Origin of the sequence: Iamia sp. SCSIO 61187 (genome assembly GCF_019443745.1) — a bacterium.
Classification (GTDB): Bacteria; Actinomycetota; Acidimicrobiia; order Acidimicrobiales; family Iamiaceae; genus Iamia.
Genome location: NZ_CP050948.1, coordinates 1685496 through 1707871, shown reverse-complemented (window position 1 = coordinate 1707871; position 22376 = coordinate 1685496). Strand labels below are relative to the sequence as shown.

Below are 22376 nucleotides of genomic sequence, written 5' to 3'. Positions count from 1 at the left end.
CAGGTCCGGTCGGACCCGCCCTGTTCGCGGGTGCGGTGGCGGCTGCGATCAGGTCGGATCCTCGAGGACGACGCGGACGCCGAGGAGGCGGATGGGGCGGTGGAGCTCGGCGCCGAAGCGGCCCAGGACGACGGCGGCCTGGGCCGCCGCCGTCGCCGGGTCCGTCGTCGCCTCGGGCAGCTTGCTGATCTTGGTGCGGGTCCAGAACGTGGCCGTGCGGACCTTGACCGCCACGTGGGTGACGGTGCGCCCGTCGGCCACGACCTCCTCGGTCACGGCGCGGGCCAGGCCGTCGACCTCCTCGGCGACGCGGGCCGGGTCGGTCAGGTCCTCGGTGAAGGTCACCTCCCGGCTCCGGCCCTTGGCCACGCGGGGCGCACCGTCGATCGGGTCGGTCCCGCCCCCGAGCCCCAGCACCTTGAGTCCGGGACCGATGCGGGGCCCGAACTCGGCGGCCAGGACGGCCTCGTCGGCCCGGGCCAGGTCGCCGACGGTGCGCACCCCACAGGCGCGCAGCCGGGCGGCGATGCGCGGCCCGATGCCCCACACCACCGCGACGGGCTCGTCGGCCATCGTCCGGGCCCACTCCCGCCGGGTGAGGGTGGCGATGCCGCCGGGCTTGGCCGTGCCCGTCGCCGTCTTGGCCAGGAGGCGGCTCTCGCCGATCCCCACCGCGCACGACAGGCCGGTGCGTTCGGCCACCCGGGCCCTGATCTGCCGGGCCAGGCCCTCGGGGTCGTCGGTGCGGGTGCCGACGAAGGCCTCGTCCCACCCCCACACCTCGACGACGACCGGGAACGACCGGAGCGTCGCCATCACCTCCTCGGAGGCGGCGTCGTAGGCCGCCCGGTCCGACGGCAGGAAGACGGCGTCGGGACAGCGGCGCAGGGCGGTGCGCAGCGGCATCCCCGACCGCACCCCGTGGGCCCGGGCCTCGTAGGACGCGGTGGCCACGACCTGCCGGGGCCGGTGCGGGTCACCGTCGCCGCCCACCACCACGGGCCGACCGGCCAGCTCGGGCCGCCGCCGCACCTCGACCGCGGCCAGGAACTGGTCCAGGTCGACGTGCAGCACCCAGTCCCGCCCCGTTCTGTCAATCACCATGCGCCTCCACGGCCCACCAGGATTGACAGCACGGTCCCTTCAGATCTGGCTGCGGCCGTGGCAGAGCTTGAACTTCTTGCCCGACCCGCACGGGCAGGGGGCGTTGCGGGGCGTCTTGTCCCACTCGGACTTCACGACCGGCGCCGTGCTCTTCTCCTGCACGGGGGCCGGTGCGTCCTCCACGCCCACCGCCGCGGCCTGCGCCCGCGCCGCCGCCTTCATGCGGTCGTCGCTCGAGCTGGCCGAGTCCTCGGGACCGGAGGTGGTCAGCTTCTCGGGCGCCGCCGCCGCCGTCTTCTCCTCCTCCTTCACGACCTGCACGTGCATCACGTACTTGACCTGGTCGCGGGCGATCGAGCGCATCATGGTGCCGAACATGTCGAAGCCCTCGCGCTGCCACTCCACCAGCGGGTCCTTCTGGCCCAGGGCCCGGAGGTTGATGCCCTCCTGCAGGTAGTCCATCTCGTGGAGGTGCTCGCGCCAGTGCTGGTCGATGAGCCGCAGGGCGACCTGGCGCTCCATCTCCCGCATCGACGCGTCGCCCAGCTCGGCCTCGCGGTCCTCGTAGTAGGCCGTGGCCTCACCGATGAGCAGGTCGTAGAGCTCGTCGGTCGTGAGGGCCTCGCCGACCTGGTCCTCGGTGAGCTCGGTGGGCCAGTAGGTGGCCGCCTCCACCAGCAGGGTCTCGACGTCCCAGCTCTCGGGGTGGTCGTCGCTGCAGTGGGTGCTGATCAGCTCGTCGACGACCTCGGCCAGGCTCTCGAGGATCTCGTCGCGCAGGTCGGACTCGCCGAGGATCTCGTCGCGGCGCGCGTAGATCACCTTGCGCTGCTGGTTCATGACCTCGTCGTACTTGAGGACGTTCTTGCGGATCTCGGCGTTGCGCTGCTCGACGGTGTTCTGCGCCCGCTCGATGGCCTTGGTGACCATCTTGGCCTCGATGGGCACGTCGTCGGGCAGGGCCTTCGACATCACCCAGTTCATGGCGCCGGTGGCGAACAGGCGCATGAGGTCGTCCTCGAGCGACAGGTAGAACCGGCTCTCGCCGGGATCGCCCTGGCGACCGGAGCGGCCCCGGAGCTGGTTGTCGATGCGGCGCGAGTCGTGGCGCTCGGTGCCGAGCACGTAGAGGCCGCCGAGCTCGCGGACCTTGTCGCCCTCGGCCGCGCACTCGTCCTTGTACCGGGCGAGCAGCTCCTCGAAGCGAGCCTGGCCCTCGGCCCCGTCCTCGGGGTCGAGGCCCTCGCCCACGACGTCCTGGCGGGCCAGGCCCTCGGGCTGGCCGCCGAGCAGGATGTCGACGCCGCGGCCGGCCATGTTGGTGGCGACGGTGATCGAGTGGAGCCGGCCGGCCTGGGCGACGATGTCGGCCTCGCGGAAGTGCTGCTTGGCGTTGAGCACCTCGTGGGGCACGCCCCGCTTGTCGAGCAGCCGGGAGAGCTTCTCAGACTTCTCGACCGAGATGGTGCCGACCAGGACCGGCTGACCGATCTCGTAGCGCTCGAGGAGGTCCTCGACGACGGCCCCGAACTTGCCGTCCTCGGTCTTGTAGATCAGGTCCGCCTCGTCCCGGCGGGCCAGGGGCTTGTTCGTCGGGATGGGCACGACCTGGAGGTCGTAGGTGCTGCCCAGCTCGGCCGCCTCGGTGAGCGCGGTGCCGGTCATCCCGGCCAGCTTGTCGTAGAGGCGGAAGTAGTTCTGGAGGGTGATGGTGGCCAGGGTCTGGTTCTCCTCCTTGATCCGCACCCCCTCCTTGGCCTCGACCGCCTGGTGGAGGCCCTCGGACCAGCGCCGGCCGTCGAGGATGCGCCCGGTGAACTCGTCGACGATCTTCACCTCGCCGCCCTGGATGACGTAGTCCTTGTCCCGCTTGAACAGCTCCTTGGCCTTCAGGGCGGCCTGGAACTGGTGGACCAGGTTCTGCGACACGGCGTCGTAGAGGTTCTCGACGCCGAGGGCGGCCTCGACCTTCTCCACGCCCGACTCGGTGGGGGCGACGATGCGCTTCTCCTCGTCGACCTCGTAGTCCTCCTCGCGCTGGAGGCCCCGGACGATGGAGGCGAAGCGGTGGTAGAGCTTGGCCGCGTCGGCCAGCCGGCCCGAGATGATCAGCGGGGTGCGGGCCTCGTCGATGAGGATCGAGTCGACCTCGTCGACGATGGCGTAGTGCTGGCCCCGCTGGGTCTTGGCCGCCTGGGACATGGCCATGTTGTCGCGGAGGTAGTCGAAGCCGAACTCGTTGTTGGTGCCGTAGGTGATGTCGCAGGCGTACTGGGCCCGCTTCTGGGCCGAGTCGACCCGGCCGGGCACGATCAGGCCGACGCTGAGGCCCATGAACCGGTGGAGCCGGCCCATCCACTCCGAGTGGAAGCTGGCCAGGAAGTCGTTGACCGTGATCAGGTGGCAGCCCTTGCCGCTCAGGGCGTTGAGGTAGAGCGGCAGGGTCGAGACGAGGGTCTTGCCCTCGCCCGTCTTCATCTCCGCGACCCACCCGAAGTGGAGGGCGGCGCCGCCCATCATCTGGACGTCGTAGTGGCGCTGGCCCAGGGACCGGACGGCGGCCTCCCGGACCACGGCGTAGGCCTCGAGCAGCAGGTCGTCGAGGTCGGCGCCGCGGTCGAGCTGCTCGCGGAACTCGACCGTCTTGTGCTGGAGGGCCTCGTCGCTCAGCTTCTGCAGCTCGGGCTCGAAGGCGGCGATGTCAGGTGCGAGGCCGGCCAGGGCGCGGAGCTTGCGCCCCTCGCCGGCTCGCAGGATCTTGTCGAGGACACCCATGGAGGGATCACTCTACCGACCCACCCCCGACGGCCCCCCGGCGGCCCTAGGGACCCAAGTCGATGATGTGCTCGCGGACCGCGTAGAGGGCGGCCTCGGTCCGGGAGTGGAGCTGGAGCTTCTCCAGGATGTTGCGCACGTGGTTCTTCACCGTGTTCTCGGAGATGAAGAGCTCCTCGGCGATCTCCCGGTTGCTCCGCCCCCGGGCGATGAACCCCAGCACCTCGACCTCCCGGCCGGTCAGCCGGGGCCCGGCGGGGGCGACCCGGCCACCGTCGACCCGGTTGGCCAGGGCGGTGAACTCGTTGAGCAGCTTGGTGGCCATCGACGGCGTCACCAGGCTCTGGCCGGCCGCCACCGCCCGCACGGCGTCGGCGACCTCCTCGATCGAGGCCTCCTTGAGGAGGTAGCCCACGGCCCCGGCCTTGATGGCGTCGTAGAGGTCGCTCTCGGTGTCGCTCACGGTCAGCATCACGACCCGCGCGGCGGGCACCTCGAGGGCCAGCCGGCGGGCCGCCTCGATCCCCCCGACGCCGGGCATCCGCACGTCGAGCAGCACCACGTCGGGCGCCGTGTCCCGGGCCAGCTCGACGGCCTCCTCGCCGGTGCTGGCCTCGGCGACCACCTCGATGTCGTCCTCGGGCTCGAGGACCAGTGACAGGCCGCGCCGGAAGACGGCGTGGTCGTCGCAGACCAGGACCCTGATCTGGTGCCCCCCTGGTGGTTGGCTCACCCGTGCACTCCCATTCGGTGTCGGGCCCCCGCCCGGATCTCGGTGCCGACCTGTGCCGGCCGTGTCATCTGGCCACTCGGCTGCGCCTCGCCGCCCCTGTCATCTGGCCACTCGGCTGCGCCTCGCCGGCCCTGTCATCTGGCCACTCGGCTGCCCTCGCCGCCCCTGTCATCTGGCCACTCGGCTGCGCCTCGCCGGCCCTGTCATCTGGCCACTCCGCTGCGCCTCCCCGGCCCTAGCCATCCTCGTCGATGAGTCCGATGTCGCCGTCCTCTCGCCGGTAGACCACCGCGGCCCGGCCGGTGTCGAGGTTGGTGAAGAAGAAGAAACCGTGGCCGAGGAGGTCCATGCGCTGGGCGGCCTCGTCGGCCGTCATCCCCATCGGCGCGAACCGCTTGACCTTGACGATCTTCGGGAGCGCCGGTGGCGCCGGTGCGTCCGACGGGGCATCGCCGGAGGCGTCGAGCACGGCCGAGTCGCCGAGCAGGCCCTCGGTGACCGGCGCCGTCCGCACGCTGCGGCCCGCGCCCCGCTTCTGGCGCTGCAGCTTGGTCTTGAGCTTCTGCAGCTGCTGCTCGAGCTTGGCCACGGCCTTGTCGACGGCGACGTAGCCGTCGGCGCCGGCCGTCTTGGCCCGGACGAAGTGGCCGTGGCCCTCGAGGGTGACCTCGCACAGCTCCGGCTCGGAGATGCGCGGGTTGCGGTGGGTGGTGAAGTGGACCTCAGCCCGGTCCATGCCCTCGACGAACCGGCCCAGCTTGCCGATCTTCTCCTCGGCCGAGAGCCGGAGCCGCTCGGGGATCTCCGTGTGCCGGGCGCTGACGGTCACTTCCATCCAGGTGCTCCTCGTGCTGGGGTCCTCCGACTGTAGACGTGATCCTCGCGCCGGCCGCAGGTGGCGGCACCGGCCCGGGGCGGGGCTCAGTGGGGGGCCGGGGTGCGGGCGACGGCGGCCGGCGTGGGTCTCCCGCCGCCCCGGGCCACGGCGGCGACGGCGGCCCGCAGGGTGGCACCGGTGGTGACCACGTCGTCGACGACGAGCACCCGGGTCCCGGCGGCGAGGCCCTCCCGCAGGGCGAAGCGGGGCCCGACCGTCCTCCGGGCCGCGGCCGGCCGCCCCGTCTGGGGCGGGCCCGGTCGGCGGTGCAGGAGGGGCCGGCACCCGACGCCCAGCTCGCGGGCGACGGCCCGGGCCAGCAGCTCGGCGTGGTCGAAGCCGCGCTCGCGCCGGTGCCGGGCGGTGGTCGGGGCCCAGGTGACCAGGTCGACGGTGACGCCCGCCTCGGTCACCCGGCGGGCCAGGCCGGCGGCCAGCCAGCCGAGCCCCTGGCGGTGGTTGCGGTACTTCAGCCGGGCCACGAGCGGCCGGGCCGGGCCCTCGTAGCGCAGGAGGGTGACGAGGCCCGCGAGGCCGGGCGGGGCGGGCTCGGGCGCGGGCGGGCGCAGCTCGGCGTGGCAGGCCCGGCACGGGGAGGCCCCGGACCGGCCGCACGACGCGCACCGGGCGGCGAGCAGCATGCCCCCATCATCCGCCAAGGGTGTGACAGTCCGACGGCGCCGAACTCGGTGGCAGAGGTGGGATGGACGTTTCAGATCTGCCACCGAGTTCGGGGGGTGGGGTCTAGGGGCGGGTGCGGGGGGAGGTGGTCAGGCGGGCGCTGCGCTCGACCTTGTCGCCGAGGACGTCGTCGATGGCGGCCACCAGGTCGTCGTCGAGGGTGATGTCGGCGGCGGCGACGGTGGCGTCGAGCTGGTCGGGGCGGGAGGCGCCGACGATGGCCGAGGCCACGTTGGGGTTGCGGAGGACCCAGGCCACGGCCATCTGCGGCATCGAGATCCCCGCCCCCTCGGCCAGCGGCTTGAGGTCCTGGACCCGCTGGAGCAGGTCGTCGTCGGACAGGAAGCCCTCGATGAAGCCCTTGCCGCTGGCCTCGTCGGTGGCCCGGCTGCCCTCGGGCGGCGGCTCGCCCGGCAGGTACTTGCCGGTGAGGATCCCCTGGGCCATGGGCGACCACACGATCTGCGAGAGGCCCTCGTCCTCGCAGGCGGGGACGACGTCGCGCTCGATGACCCGCCACAGCATCGAGTACTGGGGCTGGTTGGACACGAACGGGACCCGGAGCTCGCGGGCGAGGGCCGCCCCCCGCCGGATCTGGTCGGCGGTCCACTCCGACACCCCGATGTAGTGGGCCTTGCCCGCCCGGACCACGTCGGCGAAGGCGACCATCGTCTCCTCCAGCGGGGTCTGGTGGTCGAAGCGGTGGGCCTGGTACAGGTCGACGTGGTCGGTCTGGAGACGGCGGAGCGAGCCGTCGATCGACTCCATGATGTGCTTGCGCGACAGGCCCCGGTCGTTGACGCCCGGGCCGGTCGGCCAGAACACCTTGGTGGCGATCTCGAGGCCCTCGCGGCGCTGGCCGGCGAGGGCCTTGCCCAGCACGACCTCGGCCTTGGTGCCGGCGTAGACGTCGGCGGTGTCGAAGGTCGTGACCCCGAGGTCGAGGGCCCGGTGGACGCAGGCGGTGGCGGCGTCGTCCTCCACCTGGGAGCCGTGGGTGATCCAGTTGCCGTAGCTGACGGCCGAGACCTTGAGGCCGCTGCGGCCGAGGAAGCGATGCTGCATCCGGCCGAACCTATCGGTGCCGGGCCGGCACCGCCCCCGGGAGCGTCAGCGCTTGCCCAGGTCCGGACCGTCGCCGGGCGGGGGCGGCGGCGCCCCGAAGCCGGGGCCGGTGCCGAACCCCGGGGGCGGACCCGGCGGCGGGCCGTACCCGGGCGGCGGGCCGTAGCCCGGTGGCGGGCCGTACCCGGGCTGCCCGTACCCGGGCGGGGGTCCGTACCCGGGGGGTGGGCCGTAGCCGGGCGCGGCGACGGCCGGTCCCCGAGGGGACCGGCCGTCGTCCGGTGCGGTGCCCGGCGGGGCCGGGCGAGGCGTCAGCGGGCCGCGAGGCCCGCCCGTTCAGGTCAGTAGCGGTAGTGGTCGGGCTTGAACGGGCCCTCCACCGGCACGCCGATGTAGTCGGCCTGCTCGGGGGTGAGCTCGGTCAGCCGGACGCCGAGGGCGTCGAGGTGCAGCCGGGCCACCTTCTCGTCGAGGACCTTGGGCAGCGTGTAGACGCCGATCGGGTACTCGTCGTTCTTGGTGAACAGCTCGATCTGGGCGATCGTCTGGTTGGTGAACGAGTTGCTCATCACGAAGCTGGGGTGGCCGGTGGCGCAGCCCAGGTTCATGAGGCGACCCTCGGCCAGCATGATGATCGAGTGCCCGTCGGGGAACGTGAACTCGTCGACCTGGGGCTTGATCGTCGTGCGCTGGACGTCGCTCATGCGGGCCAGGCCGGCCATGTCGATCTCGTTGTCGAAGTGGCCGATGTTGGCCACGATGGCCTGGTGCTTCATCCGGGCCATGTGCTCGGCCGAGATGATGCCCTTGTTGCCGGTGGTGGTGATGAAGATGTCGGCGGTGTCGAGGACGTCCTCGAGCCGCGCCACCTGGAAGCCCTCCATGGCGGCCTGGAGGGCGCAGATCGGGTCGACCTCGGCCACGATCACGCGGGCGCCCTGGCCCCGGAGGCTCTGGGCGCAGCCCTTGCCGACGTCGCCGTAGCCGGCGACGAAGGCGACCTTGCCGCCGATCATCACGTCGGTGGCCCGGTTGAGGCCGTCGATGAGGCTGTGGCGGCAGCCGTAGAGGTTGTCGAACTTCGACTTGGTGACCGAGTCGTTGACGTTGATGGCCGGGAAGGCGAGCTCGCCCTTCTCGAACATCTGGTAGAGGCGGTGGACGCCGGTCGTGGTCTCCTCGGTGACGCCCTTGATGCCGGCGGCGACCTCGGTCCAGCGGTTGGGCTCCTTGGCCACGCTCTCCTTGAGCAGGCCGAGCACGACCGTCCACTCCTCGGAGTCCTCGTCGGTCGGCTCGGGCACCTCGCCGGCGGCCTCGTACTCCTTGCCCTTGAGCACGAGCATGGTGGCGTCGCCGCCGTCGTCGAGGATCATGTTGGGGCCGGCGCCGTCGGGCCAGCGGAGGGCCTGGTCGGTGCACCACCAGTACTCCTCCAGCGTCTCGCCCTTCCAGGCGTAGACGGGGACGCCCCGGGGGGCCTCGGCGGTGCCGTCGGGGCCCACGACGACCGCGGCGGCGGCGTGGTCCTGGGTGGAGAAGATGTTGCAGCTGACCCAGCGCACGTCGGCGCCCAGGGCGACCAGCGTCTCGATGAGGACCGCGGTCTGGATCGTCATGTGCAGCGAGCCCATGATGCGGGCGCCCTTGAGCGGCTGGGCGTCGGCGAACTCGGCGCGGGTCGACATGAGACCGGGCATCTCGTGCTCGGCCAGCTGGATCTCCTTGCGGCCGAAGCCGGCGAGGGACAGGTCGGCGACCTTGAAGTCGTCAGGGGAAAGGGGCATGGGTGCGTCCTCCGGGGATGCGGGTGAGCCCTCGGGCGCAGGCGGCGCGCCGAGGGGGTCCTGGTGTGTCGATCGCCGGGCCGGAACCAGCTGGCTCACCCATGACAGCCCTGCACGGCACCCGCCTGCGGGCGGGCGCCAGGGGCCGAGGCTAGCGCCTCGGCCAGGTGCGGCGGTTCTCGACCCGGAGGGCACCGCTGCGGTGCACGTCCGTGCCGGGGACGGGCAGCGGGCCGAAAACGAGAACGTGTTCTAGTCTCTGGGGATGGCCGAGCTCCCCCTCCTGTCCACCCCGCTGCCCGGACCCCGGCTGGCGGGGAAGAGCGCCCTGGTCAGCGGGGCGGCGTCGGGCATCGGGGCCGCCACCGCCCTCCGGCTGGCGGCCGAGGGCGCCACCGTCCTCGCCGTCGACGTCAACGCCGAGGGGCTGGAGGTCACCGCCGGCGCCCTGCCGGCCGGGGCCACCGGCTCGATCACGCCCCACGTCGCCGACGTGTCCGACGAGACCGCGGTCGCCGAGGCCGTCGCCGCCGCCGTGGCCCAGGGCGGCGGGCTCGACGTGGTGGCCAACATCGCCGGCATCCTGCGCGCCGCCCACTCGACCGAGCACAGCCTCGAGCTGTGGGACCAGGTCATCCGGGTCAACCTCACCAGCACCTTCCTGGTGTGCCGGGCCGCGCTCCCCCACCTGCTCGACGGGGGCGGGGTGATCGTCAACTCGGCCTCGACCTCGGCCGAGTTCGGCCACCCGTGGATGGCGGCCTACGCGGCGTCGAAGGGCGGGGTGGCAGCGCTGACCCACACCCTGGCCGTCGAGTACGCCAAGCGGGGCGTGCGGGTGAACGCCATCGCCCCCGGCAGCGTGCGCACCGGCATGACCAAGGGCCTCGACTTCCCCGCCGACGCCGACTTCGACCTGCTCCCCCGGATCATGTCGCCCATCGGCCCGGGGGATCCGGCGTCGGTGGCGTCGGTGGTGGCCCTGCTCGCCTCCGACGACGGCGCCCACATCAGCGGCGAGATCATCCGCATCGACGGTGGCACCCATGCCTGACGCACCCGGCCCGCTCCGCTTCTCCATCGCCACCGCCTACATCGACCCGTCGGAGCTGACGGCCATCGCCCGGGCCGCCGACGAGCGCGGCTACCACGCCATGACCGTGGCCGACCACGTGGTGAACCTGGCCGAGCTGGAGACCGAGTACCCCTACACCGAGGACGGGAAGCGGCGCTGGGAGCCCTTCACGCCGTGGGTCGACCCGTGGGTCACCATCGGCGCCATGGGGGCGGTGACGGAGCGGCTGCGCTTCTTCACCAACGTCTACGTCCTCCCCATGCGGGACCCGTTCACGGTGGCCAAGATGGTCGCCACCGCCTCGGCCCTCACCGGCGGGCGGGTCGCCCTGGGCGTCGGCATGGGCTGGTGCGAGGAGGAGTTCGACCTCCTGGGCGAGCCGTTCCGCCGGCGCGGCAAGCGGGCCGACGAGATGCTCGCCCTGCTCGCCGAGCTGTGGTCCGAGGGCTGGACCGAGCACCACGGGGAGTTCTACGACGTGCCCCGTCTGGAGATGACCCCCACCCCGCCGGCACCCGTGCCGGTGTACGTCGGTGGCATGTCCGACGCCGCCCTCCGGCGCGCCGCCCGCCACGATGGCTGGATCAGCGACCTCATCTCGACCTCGGAGGCGGCCGACTTCCGGCAGCGGATCGAGGACGAGCGCGAGCGCCTCGGGCGCACCGACGTCGAGTTCTCGATGATCGCCTCGCTCGACGACGCCGTGGGCCTCGACGACTACCGCCGCGCCGCCGACGTCGGGGTCACCGACATCCTCACCATGCCGTGGGCCTTCTACGGGGGCTTCGACCTCGACCTCCAGGGAAAGATCGACGGACTCCACCGGTTCGCGGACGATGTGCTGGTGAAGCTCTCGTCCCATTGACCGCAGGAGGCACGATGACAGCCAGCACAGGACCGACACGGACGCCGGTGGTGCTCGGACCGGGCGAGGGCCGGGTGTACGACATGGGCCCGCTCCGGGCGGTGTTCAAGGCCGACGGCGAGGAGTCCGCCGGGCGGTACGCCATCTCGGAGTGGTGGCTCGACCCCCACACCAAGGGCCCCGGCGCCCACCAGCACCCCGACGACGATGTCTTCTACATCCTCGCCGGCACCATGAGCGTCGAGGTCGGCGGTGAGGCGGTCGAGGCGACCGTCGGCTCGATCGTGGTGGTCCCGGGCGGCGTGACCCACGACTTCGCCAACCGGGGCGACGAGCCGGCGGGGATGCTCAACATCTCGGCCCCGGGTGGCTTCGAGGAGAACATGCCCGGCATCGCCCAGTGGTTCCGCGAGCGCTCCCCCGAGGACGCCCGGGCCTGAACCCCGCGTACTTTGTCCGGAACCCTGCCGAGGAGGGGGACTTCCGGACAAGGTTGGGAGGGGTCAGCCGGGTTGGGGGGGCGTGGCGGGCTCGGCGGGGACGACGGTCAGTGTGGGGAAGCCGTTGTTGAGGGCCTCGGTGTCGTCGGCGGGGTCGGTGAGCTCGGAGGCGCAGTCCGACGCGGCGAGGAACTCGCCCTCGGTGGCCACCGGCACCTCGACGAGGTCCTCCACCTCCTGGCCGTCGGGACAGCTGGGGATGTTGATGCTGGTCACCTCGACCGGCGCCTCGCCGGCGAGGAGGGCCTCGGCGTTCTCGTCGATCCACCCCACCATCAGCTCGGCCCCGACCTCGTAGCCGTTCTCGACCGGTCCCAGCGCAGCGCTGAGCGCCAGGGCGGGGACGCCGCGGGCGACCGCGGCGCGGGCGGCGCCGATGGTGCCGCTCACGTCGACGAGGCCGCCGACGTTCTGGCCCTCGTTGATCCCCGACACGACCAGGTCGGGGGTCAGCTCCAGCTCGTCGAGGGCGACGCGGACGGAGTCGGACGGGAAGCCGTCGACGGCGAGGGCGTCGTGGCCGCTCGCCGTCTGCACCTCCTGGCTCTCGACCGCCCCCTCGGTGTAGGTCCCCCCGGTGCCGCTCTGCTGCTCGAGCGGGGCGACGACCTCGACCTCGTGGCCCTCGGCGACGAGCGCCTCGACCACGGCGTCGATGCCCGCGGCGTCGTAGCCGTCGTCGTTGGTGACGACGATGCTGAGGACCGGATCCTCGGCGACCGCGGACGACGCCGTGGTCTCCTCGGACGGGTCGGAGCCGTCCGCCGCATCGGTGGCCTCGGTCGTCTCCTCGGTGCCGTCCGGCGCCGCGTCGTCGCCGTCGTCGCCGTCGTCGCCGCAGCCGGCGAGGAGGGCGACCGGGAGCAGCAGGGCCGCGAGTGCGGGGCGGAGCCTCATCGGGCGCCGCGGACGAGGCGACCCGGGGTGGCGCCGGTGCGCTCGCCGTGGCGCCGGGTGACGACGCCGGACTTCACCGTGGCCAGGTAGCCGTCGACGCCCTGGAGCAGGCGGCGCCGGCCGGCGGGGAGGTCGTGGACGACGCGGGGGGTGTGCAGCGTCAGCGCCCCGTGGTCGATGACGTTGACGTCGGCCAGCAGGCCGGGCACGAGCCGACCCCGGTCGCCCAGGCCGTAGAGGGCGGCGGTGTCGCCGGTCTGGCGCCGGACCACCAGCTCGAGCGGCAGCCGCTCGCCCCGGCTGCGGTCGCGCGTCCAGTGGGTGAGCATCCACGTCGGGGTCGAGCCGTCGCAGATGAACCCGACGTGGGCCCCGCCGTCGCCCAGGCCCAGCACGGCCGCGGGGTGCAGGAGCATCTCCCGGGTCGGCTCGCTGGTGCCCTGGGCGTAGTTGAGGATCGGCAGGTAGAGGAGGCCGGCGCCGTCCTCGGCGAGGAAGGCATCGTAGGCCACCTCCAACGGGCTCCGCCCCGTGGCGGCGGCCACCGCGGCGATGCTGCGCTCGGGGCCGGGCTCGTAGTCGGGCGGGTCGCCCAGGACGAAGAAGCGCTCGAAGCTGGCCTCGAGCTGGGCCCGGGTCTCGGCGTCGACGTCGGGCGGGTCGACGATGCTCGCCCTCACCTCGGGGTCGCGCAGGCGCGCCACCCGCTCGGGGATGGGCAGCTCGGCGATGGCGTCGTAGCCCGGGATGCCGGTGAAGAGGCAGTAGGTCGTGTCCAGCCCGGCGAGCATGCCGGTCGGCCGCCCGGCGACCTGGGGGTGGAGCGGCGCGCCCTCGGCGGTGGCGGCGGCGGAGAGGTCGCACATCTCGCGCCACATCTCGGGGTCGTCGTCGGCCTGGAGGAGGGCGAAGGTGACGGGACGCCCGGTGGCGCCGGCCAGGCGGCGCATCCAGTCGACCTCCTGCTTGGCCGCGACCAGGTCCTCGCCGGCCGACCCGATCGGGGCCAGCTCGAACACGCCGGACCCGGCCCGCTGGAGCGCCTCGCCCAGGCCGAACAGCTCGTCCTCGGCCGCGTAGGTGCCCGGCACGGGCTCGCCGTCGATGGCCCGGTGGGCGATGGTGCGGCTGGTGGTGACGCCGAGGGCCCCGGCCCGCACCGCCTCCTCGACCAGGGCGCTCATCGCCGCGATGTCCTCGGGCGTGGCCGGCTCGTTCTTGGCGCCCCGCTCCCCCATCACGTAGGACCGCACCGCCCCGTGGGCGATCTGCGAGCCGACGTCGACGGTCCACTCCCGCCGGTCGAGGGCGTCGAGGTACTCGGGATAGGTCTCCCACTCCCAGCTGATGCCCTCGTGGAGGGCCGAGCCGGGGATGTCCTCGACCCCCTCCATCAGGGCGACCATCCAGTCGCGCCGGTCGGGAGGGCACGGGGCGAAGCCGACGCCGCAGTTGCCCATGACGACGGTGGTCACGCCGTGCTCGGCGCTGGGCCCCGGGTCGTCGTCCCAGGTGACCTGGCCGTCGTAGTGGGTGTGGATGTCGACCCAGCCGGGGGTGACGAGGGCGCCGTCGGCGTCGAGCTCGACCTCGCCCCGCCCCTCGACGGGGCCCACGGCGGTGATGCGGTCGCCGTCGACGGCGATGTCGGCGGTGCGCGCCGGCGCCCCCGTCCCGTCGACGACGGTCCCGCCTCGGATCACCAGGTCGTGTCGCACAGCCGTACCTCCGAACTCACCTGGACACCTGTCCAGGAGTGGCGGGCGCCACAGTACCCCACCGCCGGGACCCTGACCTATGGTTCCCGCGGTGAGGCAGCTGGCGAGCGTGGTCGGGTCGCTCGGGCTCCTCGTCGCCGCCTACGTGAGCCTGCGCCCGATCTCGGTCGACGCCCCGCACGCCGACGGGCGGTGCGGGCCACCGGTCGTCCGGGTGGCCGCCCAGGAGGGGTCGAGCGACCCCAACGAGCAGGCCATCATCGACCGCTGCGAGGACGCCGCAGAGGAGCGTCTGATCATCGCCGGCGTCGTCGTCGGCATCGGCGCCGCGGGCTTCGTGGTCCTGCGCCTGGTGGCGCGCCGCCACGAGGCGGTCGTGCGGCGCCGGCGGAGGGCGCAGAGCGAGCGTCGGGCCGCGGAGGCCGAGCGATCCGCCGACGAGGCCCGGCGCCAGGCCGAGCTCGAGGCCGAGCGGGCCGCCCGGTTCGAGGAGGCCGTCGCCCGCGACGCCGCCCTCCGGGGCTAGCGCCGGCCCGGCGGCGGCTGTCGGAGGGCGATTCGCTGGCGATTCGCCCGCCGGCTACGCTAGCTCGTAGAGGGTGGGGGCCCGGCCCCGGCCGTGGTGGTCGGGCTTGGGGCCGAGGCTGCGGGCCTGGCCGGCGTCGATCATCTCGTCGATCGCCTTGCGCACCGTCTGGGGCGACCCGCCACCGGCCTCCCGGGCCACGTCGGACAGGGTGAACTGCTTGGGCAGACGCCGAGCGGCCGCCTTGAGCTCCTCGATCGACACCTTCGGGGCCCGCTGGCCGCCACCGGACCGACCGCCCCCGCGCCGGCCCCGACCGCCCAGCAGCCCGGCCTGGCGCAGCACCTCGGTGGGCACGCCCATCGCCTCGAAGGCGGCCAACGGGATCGACTGGGCCTCGGCGTAGTCCTTGGCGTAGGCGACGAAGTCCTCGGTGACGCCCTCGGAGTCGGCCGCCCGGGCGTGCTCGAGGTCGGCCAGGGCGTGGAGCCGGGCCAGCGGGTCCGGCGCCGCGGCCACCGCCGCCTCGGCCTTGGCCACGGCGTCCTCGTCGAGGATCGACGAGGGATCCTCGAGCCACTGCAGGTAGCGACGGACGGCGTCTTCGGGCGAGGGCGAGGCCATGCCCGCACGTCTAGCACGACCACCCCGGGCGCGGGTGCTGGTCCCGCTCGGCGCTGGTGCTAGACCGACGGGCCGCCGGACCGGGGGGTCCGGGTGGGGAAACGGAGACCAGACATGCCCGAGCCGTCCGACGACGCGCCTGCCGGGGCGGCACCTGCCGCCCCTCCGACCGACACCGAGCCGGTCCCGACCGACGAGGAGCGCGCCGCCGCCCAGAAGGAGGTGGACGACGAGATCCGCCGGGGACGCGTGGAGCTCCTGGCCGCCGTCCTCCTCGGCCTGGCCGGCGCCCTCACCGCGTTCTCGGCCTACAAGGCCGCGCTCACCGACGGCGACGCCCTGGCCGGCTACACGATGTCGTCGAAGTCGACCTCCGACGCCAACAGCTTCTACGACGACTACTCGCAGACGTACCTGTCGGACCAGCAGATGTTCCTCGAGTTCAACTTGGCGGCGGTCGAGGACCCGGAGCTGGCCGCCGAGATCCGGGAGCGCTACTTCAGCCCGGAGCTGGAGGCGGCGACCCAGGTGTGGGCCGAGCTGCCCGACGAGGACACGCCGCCCACCCCGCTGGACCTCGACGAGTACGTCGTCGAGTCCTACACGAGCTACGAGGAGACGGCCGCGCTGGCCGACGAGCAGTTCGAGGAGGGGGCCACCGCCGACGCCGCCGGCGACAAGTTCGAGCTGGCCAACGTGTACTTCGCCGTGGCCCTGTTCATGGCCGGCGTCGCCGCCCTGTTCCGCAAGCACCCGGTCCGCTACTTCGCCCTCGCCCTGAGCGTGGTCGCCATGGTCCCGGGGATCGTCGCCATGGTCCAGGGCCAGAACGCCCTGGGCTGACCGCGCTGTCGTCCGGGTCCGGTCGGCCGGTCCGGGCCCGGACGGAGCGCCGGTAGGATCGGGGCCGTCATGACGCCGCGCCCCCGCCGACCGCACCGGGCCGCGGCGGTGGTGGGTCTGCTCGTCGGGCTGGTGCTCCTCCTGGGCGCGGTCGTCGACGGCGGGCTGGCGGCCCCGACCCGCACCGACCCGGCGGGGGTCACCGCCGCCGTGCCCCACGGCGACCAGCACGCGGCGCCCGCCGTCCCACGCGAGGATCACCCGGCGTGGGCCGAGACCGTGGCGCCGAGCGGTGGCGCCGCCGCCGTCCTCGCCGCCCTGCTGGTGCTGCTCGCCCGGGCGACCCGCGCCCCGGTCGGTGCCGTCGCCGGCCCCCGGCACCGGTCGCCGGCGCGGCGCGCGGCGCGCCATCGCGGCCCTCCCGTCCTCGTCTGAGCGCCCTGGGCCGCCCGCTGCGGCCCGCCCTCCCCGTCGCCGACGGGGCCCACGACGACCGACCACCCGAGGACGACCCCCGCCGATGACGGCCCCCGCCGCACCGTGATCACCCTGCTGGCCCTCCACGCCGTGCTGGGCCTGGCCGCGCTCGCCGCCGGCGACCGGTTGGGCCGGCGCGCCGTGTGGGTGGGCGCCGTCGGGCCGGTGGCGGCCGTCGTCTGGCTGGCGGCCGTCCTCCCCGGCGTCCTCGAGGGCCGCCCGGTCACCGAGGTCGCCCGCTGGGTGCCCGCCCTCGACATCGACCTGCACCTGCGCCTCGATGGGTTCGCGGCCCTGATGGTCGTGCTCGTCTCGGGCATCGGGGTGCTGGTCTTCGCCTACGCCGGGCGCTACCTCTCCCCCACCGGCGCCGGCGTGGGCCGCCTGGCCGGGCTGCTCACCCTGTTCAGCGGGTCGATGCTCGGCCTCGTCGTGGCCGACAACCTCATCGTGCTCTACGGCTTCTGGGAGCTGACGTCGATCACGTCGTTCCTCCTCATCGGGAACGACCACCGCGACGCCCGGGCGCGGGCCGCGGCCCTGCAGGCGCTGCTCGTCACCGGGGCCGGCGGGCTGGCCATGCTGGCCGGGTTCATCGTCCTGGGGCAGGCGGCGGGCACGTACCGGCTCAGCGCCCTGCTGGCCGATCCCCCCGAGGTCGGGACCGCGGTGGGCGCCGCCCTCGTGCTGATCCTCCTCGGTGCCTTCACCAAGTCGGCCCAGTGGCCGTTCCACGGGTGGCTCCCCGGCGCCATGGTCGCCCCCACCCCGGTGAGCGCCTACCTGCACTCGGCCACCATGGTGAAGGCGGGCGTCTACCTGATCGCCCGCCTGGCCCCGGCCTTCGCCGACGTCGGCCTGTGGCGCCCCCTGGTGGTCACCGTCGGCATCGTGACGATGATCGTCGGCGGTCTCCGGGCCCTGCGGCAGACGGACCTCAAGCTCCTGCTCGCCCTCGGGACGGTGAGCCAGCTCGGGTTCATGGTGGCCGTGTTCGGCTGGGGCTCGCCCGAGGCGACCCTCGCCGGGTGCGTGCTGCTGCTCGCCCACGGTGCGTTCAAGGCGGCCGACTTCATGGTCGTCGGTGCCCTCGACCACCAGCACGGCACCCGCGACCTGCGCCGCCTGCCCGCACCCGGCCCCGGCTGGCGGCTCCTCGCCGCATCCGCCGTGGTGAGCAGCGCCTCCATGGCCGGGGTGCCCCTGCTCTTCGGCTTCGTCGGGAAGGAGGCCGCCTTCGAGGCCCTGCACCACGCCCCCGGGGCCGGCGCCACCGCGGCGCTCGTCGGCATCGTCCTCGGCTCGGTGCTCACCGTCGCCTACAGCGCCCGCTTCGCCCTCGGCGCCCTCGGCCGCCTCGCCCGGCCCGAGGCGGCGGCGGAGTGCGCGGCCGGGAGCCTCGGGCCCCCGGTCCCGGCCCTCGTCGTGCCCGCCGCCCTGCTCTCCGGGGCCACCTTCGTGCTCGGCGCCCTGCCCGCCCTGGCCGACGGCCTGGCCGAGGAGGCCGGCGAGGCCCTCGACCGGACGGTGGGACCGGTGCACCTGGCCGTCTGGCACGGCGTCAACCTCCCCCTGCTGCTCTCGGCGCTGGTCCTGGCCGGCGGGGCCGCCCTGCACCTCGGACGGCGGTGGGTCCAGCCCGTGCTGGCTCGCGGGCACACGCCGGCGTCCTCGTCCGGCGCCTACGGCCTCTCCCTCCGGGGCCTGAACGCGGCGGCCGACCGGGTCACCGGCGTGGCCCAGCCGGGTTCGCTCCCGATCTACCTGGGCGTCATCGCCGCCACCGCCGCCGCCATCCCGGGCGGCATGCTGCTGACCGGGCCGTCGTGGCCGGGCTGGCCGACCCTGGTCGAGACGCCGGCGCACGTGCCGGCCGCCGGGCTGGTCCTGGGGGCGGCCCTGGCCGCGACGGTGGTGCGACGTCGTTTCACCGCCGCCCTCTACCTCGGCCTGGTGGGCTACGCCATGGCGGGGCTGTTCGTGATCCAGGGGGCACCCGACCTGGCCCTGACCCAGGTGGCCATCGAGACCCTGACCACCGTGCTGTTCGTGCTCGTGCTGCGCCGCCTGCCCGACCGCTTCGAGAGCGTCACGCCCCCCGGCCGCCGGGCGGTCCGCCTGGTCGTGGCCGGCGCCGTCGGGGCGACGGTGTTCTTCCTCGCCCTCGCCACCGGGGCCGAGGACCCGCCGACGCCGACGGCGGACGCCATGGTGGAGCGGGCCTACCCCGACGGCGAGGGCCGCAACGTCGTGAACGTGGTCCTGGTCGACTTCCGGGGCTTCGACACCCTCGGCGAGATCACCGTGCTCACCGCGGCCGCCATCGGCACCGTCGCCCTGGCCCGGGCCGGGCGCCGCCCTCGGACCGGCGACGGCAGCCCGCTCCCCCGCGACGCGGGCCACGCCCTGCCCGCGGCGGTGCGGCTCAGCCGGCTGGTGACCCTCGACGTCTCGGTGCGGGTCGTCTTCACCGCGGTGATGATGGCGTCGATCTACCTTCTCTTCGCCGGGCACAACCAGCCCGGGGGCGGGTTCGCCGGTGGCATCGTCGCCGGCTCCGCTGTCGCCCTGCGCTACGTGAGCGGCGGCATCGACGAGGTGCGCCGGCTGTCCCGGTCGCAGCCGTGGACCGTGCTGGGCAGCGGCGTCCTGCTGGCGGCCACGACCGCCCTGGTGCCCCTCGCCCTCGGCGGGGCGGCGCTCGAGGCGGCCTCGCTGACGCTGCACCCCCCGGTGCTCGGCAACGTGAAGCTGACGTCGGTGCTCGTGTTCGACGTCGGCGTCTACCTGGCCGTCCTCGGGCTGGCCCTGATGGTGTTCGAGTCCTTCGGCGACGACCCCCCGCCGCGCCGGGCGGCCGTCCGCTCGGAAGGGCCGCGATGAACGTCCTGATGGCCGCCACCGCGGCATCCCTGTTCGCCCTCGGGACCTACCTGCTCCTGCAGCGGAAGCTGTCGCGGATCATCATCGGTCTCGGTCTGCTGGGCCACGGCGCCAACGTGCTGTTCGTCAACGCCGGGCGGCGGGGCCGAGCCCCGCTGATCGGCGCCAGCGACCCGAGCACGTTCGCCGACCCGATGCCCCAGGCGCTCGTCCTCACCGCCATCGTGATCAGCTTCGGCACCACCGCCCTGCTGCTCGCCCTCGCCTACCGGAGCTGGATGCTCACCGACGACGACGAGGTGGCCGACGACGTCGAGGACCGCGCCGTGGCCCGGGCCGGGTTCGCCGACCGCGAGCTGGACGACGAGGCCGCCCTGGCCGCGGACCTCGAGGCGACCACCGCGGGCACCGCCGAGGACCTGGAGGGCCCCGGGCTCGGGGGGGACGGCGATCCCACCCTGGCCGGGACACCGGACACGCTGCCGACGGAGGACCCGAGGTGAGGGTGCTGCTGCCGCTCCCGGTGCTGCTGCCCCTCGCGGCCGCGGCCGTCTCGATCCTCGTCGGGCGGTCCCGCCGCTGGCAGCGGATCGTCAGCATCTCGACCCTGACCGCCGTCGTCGGGCTGGCCGTCGCCATCCTCGTGGAGGTCGACCGCGACGGCATCGTGGCCACCCAGGCCGGCGACTGGGGCGCCCCGCTCGGCATCACCCTGGTGGCCGATCGCTTCTCGGCGGTGATGCTCGTCGTCGCCTCCGTGGTCCTGCTGGCGGTGGTGATCTACGCCGTGGGCCAGCCCGGCGCCGAGCGCAACCACGTCGGGTTCCAGTCCGTCTACCTGGTGCTGGCCGCCGGCGTGGCCGCTGCCTTCTTGACCGGTGACCTGTTCAACCTCTTCGTCGCCATCGAGATGATGCTGACCGCCAGCTACGTGCTGATCACCCTCGGCGGCCGGCTCGACCAGGTCCGGGCCGGGATGACCTACGTGGTGATCAGCCTGGTCGCGTCGATCCTGTTCCTGGCTGCGCTGGCCTTCACCTACAGCGCCACCGGGACGGTGAACCTGGCCGACCTGAGCGGCCGCATCGCCGAGCTGCCCGACGGCGTCCAGGGCGGGCTGGCCGGGCTCTTCCTGGTGGTGTTCGGCATCAAGGCGGGCCTGTTCCCGCTGTACTTCTGGCTGCCCGACAGCTACCCGACGGCGCCGTCGCCGGTGACGGCGATCTTCGCCGGCCTGCTGACCAAGGTCGGGGTCTACGCCATCATCCGGACCCAGACCCTCCTGTTCCCGGGGGTGCTGCCCACCTGGCTGGTGATGGCGGTGGCCGGGGCCACGATGGTCGTGGGCGTGCTCGGGGCCATCGCCCAAGACGACGTCAAGCGGCTGCTGTCGTTCCACATCATCAGCCACATCGGCTACATGCTGATGGGCCTCGGGCTGGCGACGGTGGCCGGGCTGGCCGGTGCCGTCTTCTACACGGTGCACCACATCCTGGTGAAGACCACCCTGTTCCTCACCGGCGGGCTGATCGAGCACCACGGGGGCTCGAGCCGGCTCTCGCGCCTGGGGGACATGGTGCGGGGCGCGCCCCTGCTGGCGGTGCTGTTCCTCGTGCCCGCCCTGTCGCTCGCCGGGATCCCGCCCATGAGCGGGTTCGTGGCCAAGCTCTCGCTGGTCGACGCCGCCGCCGAGGAGCGCCAGTGGGCCATGGTCGTGGTCAGCGTGGCGGTGTCGCTCCTCACCCTCTTCGCCCTGATGAAGATCTGGATGGGGGCGTTCTGGGCGCCCGTGACCGAGGGCGAGGACGGCCGCCCCCCGGCCCCCGACGCCCGGGGCGGCCCGCGCTCGCGGTGGGGCGGGCCCGCCCTGATGGTGGTGCCCACGGTGGTGCTGGCGCTGGGCACCGTGGTCCTGGGCGTCCTGTCCGGTCCGCTCTACGACCTGAGCACCCGGGCCGCCACCGACCTGGTCGACCCGGAGCCGTACGTCACCGCCGTGCTGGGCGACGGCCCCACCGACCTCGCCGACGACGACGGCGACGCGGGTGGGGGCGGTCCCGCCCAGGACGGCCCGGTGGGTGGGGGCGGTCCCGCCCAGGACGGCCCTGCGGGTGGGGGCGGCTGATGGCTCGTCTCGTCTACGGCGCCGGGCTGGTCGTCCTCTGGGTCCTGGCCTGGGGCACGGCGTCGCCGGCCAACGTGCTCGGGGGCGTGGTGGTGGCCGCCGCCCTGCTGGCCATCTCCCCCGACCGGTGGCCGGCGCGCCGCGGCCGCCACCGGTTCCGCCCGGTCGCCATCGCCCGGTTCGTCGGCTGGGTCCTGGTGCAGGTCGTGGTGGCGAACGTCCACCTGGCCCGGGCCATCGTGAGCCGGGAGTCGCAGGTCATCACGGGCGTCGTCGCGGTCCCCCTGCCGGCGTGCTCCGACGGGCTGCTCACCCTGGTCGCCAACACCATGGCCCTGACGCCGGGGACGATCCCGATCCAGATCGACCACGACCCGACCGTGATGTACGTCCACGTCCTGCACCGGGGCGACGTCGAGGCGGTGCGGGGCGATGTCCGCCACCTGGCCTCGTTGGCCTACCACGCCTTCGGGACGGCCGAGGCCGTCGCCGCCATGGAGGCCCTCGAGCGTCGGGAGGTGACGCCGTGACCCCGGTGACCTACGCCGTGCTCCTGGTGGCGTTCGTGCTGTTCGGCCTGCGGATGGGGCGCGGACCGTCGCTGGCCGACCGGGTCATCGCCCTCGACGGGATGCTGGTCGCGGGGATCGGGCTCCTCCTCGTCAACGCCATGGACACCGGGAGGGGAGCGTTCCTCCAGGTGGCGGTGCTGCTCGCCTTCGTGGGGTTCATCAGCACCGCGGTCATCGCCCGCTACATCGAGGGGCGGGGCGAGTGAGCGGGGGCACCAGGACCACGGTCCGCCCCGACCGGGCGGAGCA

General features: G+C 73.8%; 21 protein-coding genes. 11 read left to right on the top strand and 10 right to left on the bottom strand.

Going from position 1 to position 22376, the window contains the following annotated elements; genetic code table 11:
• Positions 1-48: 48 nt before the first annotated feature.
• From HC251_RS08255 to ahcY, 7 genes are all read right to left on the bottom strand, one after another.
• Positions 49-1104 carry a DNA polymerase IV gene (locus HC251_RS08255; protein ID WP_219944825.1) on the bottom strand — a complete coding sequence of 352 codons (1056 nt, stop codon included), beginning with the start codon at positions 1102-1104 and terminating at the stop codon, positions 49-51.
• Between the two features lie 39 nt (positions 1105-1143).
• Positions 1144-3879 (bottom strand): preprotein translocase subunit SecA, encoded by a 2736-nt coding sequence (gene secA / locus HC251_RS08250; RefSeq protein WP_219944824.1) that lies wholly within the window; start codon positions 3877-3879, stop codon positions 1144-1146.
• 46 nt (positions 3880-3925) lie between these two features.
• Positions 3926-4612, bottom strand: coding sequence for a response regulator transcription factor (locus HC251_RS08245; protein WP_219944823.1), 687 nt, complete (start codon positions 4610-4612; stop codon positions 3926-3928).
• A gap of 235 nt (positions 4613-4847) precedes the next feature.
• On the bottom strand, positions 4848-5447 hold the full coding sequence (hpf, locus tag HC251_RS08240) for a ribosome hibernation-promoting factor, HPF/YfiA family (protein WP_219944822.1): 600 nt from the start codon (positions 5445-5447) through the stop codon (positions 4848-4850).
• A gap of 86 nt (positions 5448-5533) precedes the next feature.
• Positions 5534-6130 (bottom strand): ComF family protein, encoded by a 597-nt coding sequence (locus tag HC251_RS25960; RefSeq protein WP_219944821.1) that lies wholly within the window; start codon positions 6128-6130, stop codon positions 5534-5536.
• Between the two features lie 103 nt (positions 6131-6233).
• Complete coding sequence (locus tag HC251_RS08230; RefSeq protein ID WP_219944820.1) at positions 6234-7235, bottom strand: aldo/keto reductase family protein; 1002 nt, start codon at positions 7233-7235, stop codon at positions 6234-6236.
• 341 nt (positions 7236-7576) lie between these two features.
• Positions 7577-9022 carry an adenosylhomocysteinase gene (gene ahcY / locus HC251_RS08225; protein WP_219944819.1) on the bottom strand — a complete coding sequence of 482 codons (1446 nt, stop codon included), beginning with the start codon at positions 9020-9022 and terminating at the stop codon, positions 7577-7579.
• 265 nt (positions 9023-9287) lie between these two features.
• On the opposite strand from ahcY, the gene HC251_RS08220 reads away from it, so the two are divergent.
• The 3 genes from HC251_RS08220 to HC251_RS08210 are packed head-to-tail and all read left to right on the top strand — an operon-like array spanning position 9288 to position 11402.
• Positions 9288-10076 carry an SDR family NAD(P)-dependent oxidoreductase gene (locus tag HC251_RS08220; RefSeq protein WP_219944818.1) on the top strand — a complete coding sequence of 263 codons (789 nt, stop codon included), beginning with the start codon at positions 9288-9290 and terminating at the stop codon, positions 10074-10076.
• The gene (locus HC251_RS08215) at positions 10069-10962 is read left to right on the top strand and encodes a TIGR03619 family F420-dependent LLM class oxidoreductase (RefSeq protein ID WP_219944817.1); all 894 of its coding nucleotides are present in this window, start codon (positions 10069-10071) and stop codon (positions 10960-10962) included. Before HC251_RS08220 ends, HC251_RS08215 begins: the two co-directional genes overlap by 8 nt.
• Before the next feature lie 14 nt (positions 10963-10976).
• Positions 10977-11402 carry a cupin domain-containing protein gene (locus HC251_RS08210; RefSeq protein WP_219944816.1) on the top strand — a complete coding sequence of 142 codons (426 nt, stop codon included), beginning with the start codon at positions 10977-10979 and terminating at the stop codon, positions 11400-11402.
• A 63-nt stretch (positions 11403-11465) separates the two neighbouring features.
• Here the strand turns inward: HC251_RS08210 and surE are convergent, their stop codons facing one another.
• Positions 11466-12359, bottom strand: a complete 894-nt coding sequence (surE, locus tag HC251_RS08205; protein ID WP_219944815.1) for a 5'/3'-nucleotidase SurE — start codon at positions 12357-12359, stop codon at positions 11466-11468.
• Complete coding sequence (locus HC251_RS08200) at positions 12356-14077, bottom strand: amidohydrolase family protein (RefSeq protein WP_219944814.1); 1722 nt, start codon at positions 14075-14077, stop codon at positions 12356-12358. The genes surE and HC251_RS08200 overlap by 4 nt, the downstream gene beginning before the upstream one ends.
• Positions 14078-14168: 91 nt before the next feature.
• Between HC251_RS08200 and HC251_RS08195 the strand changes: the two genes are divergently transcribed.
• Complete coding sequence (locus tag HC251_RS08195) at positions 14169-14603, top strand: hypothetical protein (RefSeq protein ID WP_219944813.1); 435 nt, start codon at positions 14169-14171, stop codon at positions 14601-14603.
• Between the two features lie 54 nt (positions 14604-14657).
• Here the strand turns inward: HC251_RS08195 and HC251_RS08190 are convergent, their stop codons facing one another.
• Positions 14658-15227, bottom strand: coding sequence for a hypothetical protein (locus tag HC251_RS08190; RefSeq protein ID WP_219944812.1), 570 nt, complete (start codon positions 15225-15227; stop codon positions 14658-14660).
• 114 nt (positions 15228-15341) lie between these two features.
• On the opposite strand from HC251_RS08190, the gene HC251_RS08185 reads away from it, so the two are divergent.
• The 7 genes from HC251_RS08185 to HC251_RS08155 all read left to right on the top strand — a co-directional run bounded on the left by HC251_RS08185 (position 15342) and on the right by HC251_RS08155 (position 22333).
• On the top strand, positions 15342-16070 hold the full coding sequence (locus HC251_RS08185) for a DUF4337 family protein (RefSeq protein ID WP_219944811.1): 729 nt from the start codon (positions 15342-15344) through the stop codon (positions 16068-16070).
• A gap of 69 nt (positions 16071-16139) precedes the next feature.
• Positions 16140-16505 (top strand): hypothetical protein, encoded by a 366-nt coding sequence (locus HC251_RS08180; protein ID WP_219944810.1) that lies wholly within the window; start codon positions 16140-16142, stop codon positions 16503-16505.
• A 105-nt stretch (positions 16506-16610) separates the two neighbouring features.
• Complete coding sequence (mbhE, locus tag HC251_RS08175; protein WP_219944809.1) at positions 16611-19430, top strand: hydrogen gas-evolving membrane-bound hydrogenase subunit E; 2820 nt, start codon at positions 16611-16613, stop codon at positions 19428-19430.
• Entirely contained in the window at positions 19427-19933 is a 507-nt protein-coding gene (locus HC251_RS08170; protein WP_219944808.1) for a sodium:proton antiporter, read from the top strand. Before mbhE ends, HC251_RS08170 begins: the two co-directional genes overlap by 4 nt.
• On the top strand, positions 19930-21555 hold the full coding sequence (locus HC251_RS08165; RefSeq protein ID WP_219944807.1) for a Na+/H+ antiporter subunit D: 1626 nt from the start codon (positions 19930-19932) through the stop codon (positions 21553-21555). The genes HC251_RS08170 and HC251_RS08165 overlap by 4 nt, the downstream gene beginning before the upstream one ends.
• A complete protein-coding gene (locus HC251_RS08160) occupies positions 21555-22085 on the top strand; it encodes a Na+/H+ antiporter subunit E (protein ID WP_219944806.1) in 531 nt (176 codons plus the stop codon). Before HC251_RS08165 ends, HC251_RS08160 begins: the two co-directional genes overlap by 1 nt.
• Positions 22082-22333, top strand: a complete 252-nt coding sequence (locus HC251_RS08155) for a monovalent cation/H+ antiporter complex subunit F (protein WP_219944805.1) — start codon at positions 22082-22084, stop codon at positions 22331-22333. Before HC251_RS08160 ends, HC251_RS08155 begins: the two co-directional genes overlap by 4 nt.
• The last annotated feature ends 43 nt before the right edge of the window (positions 22334-22376 follow it).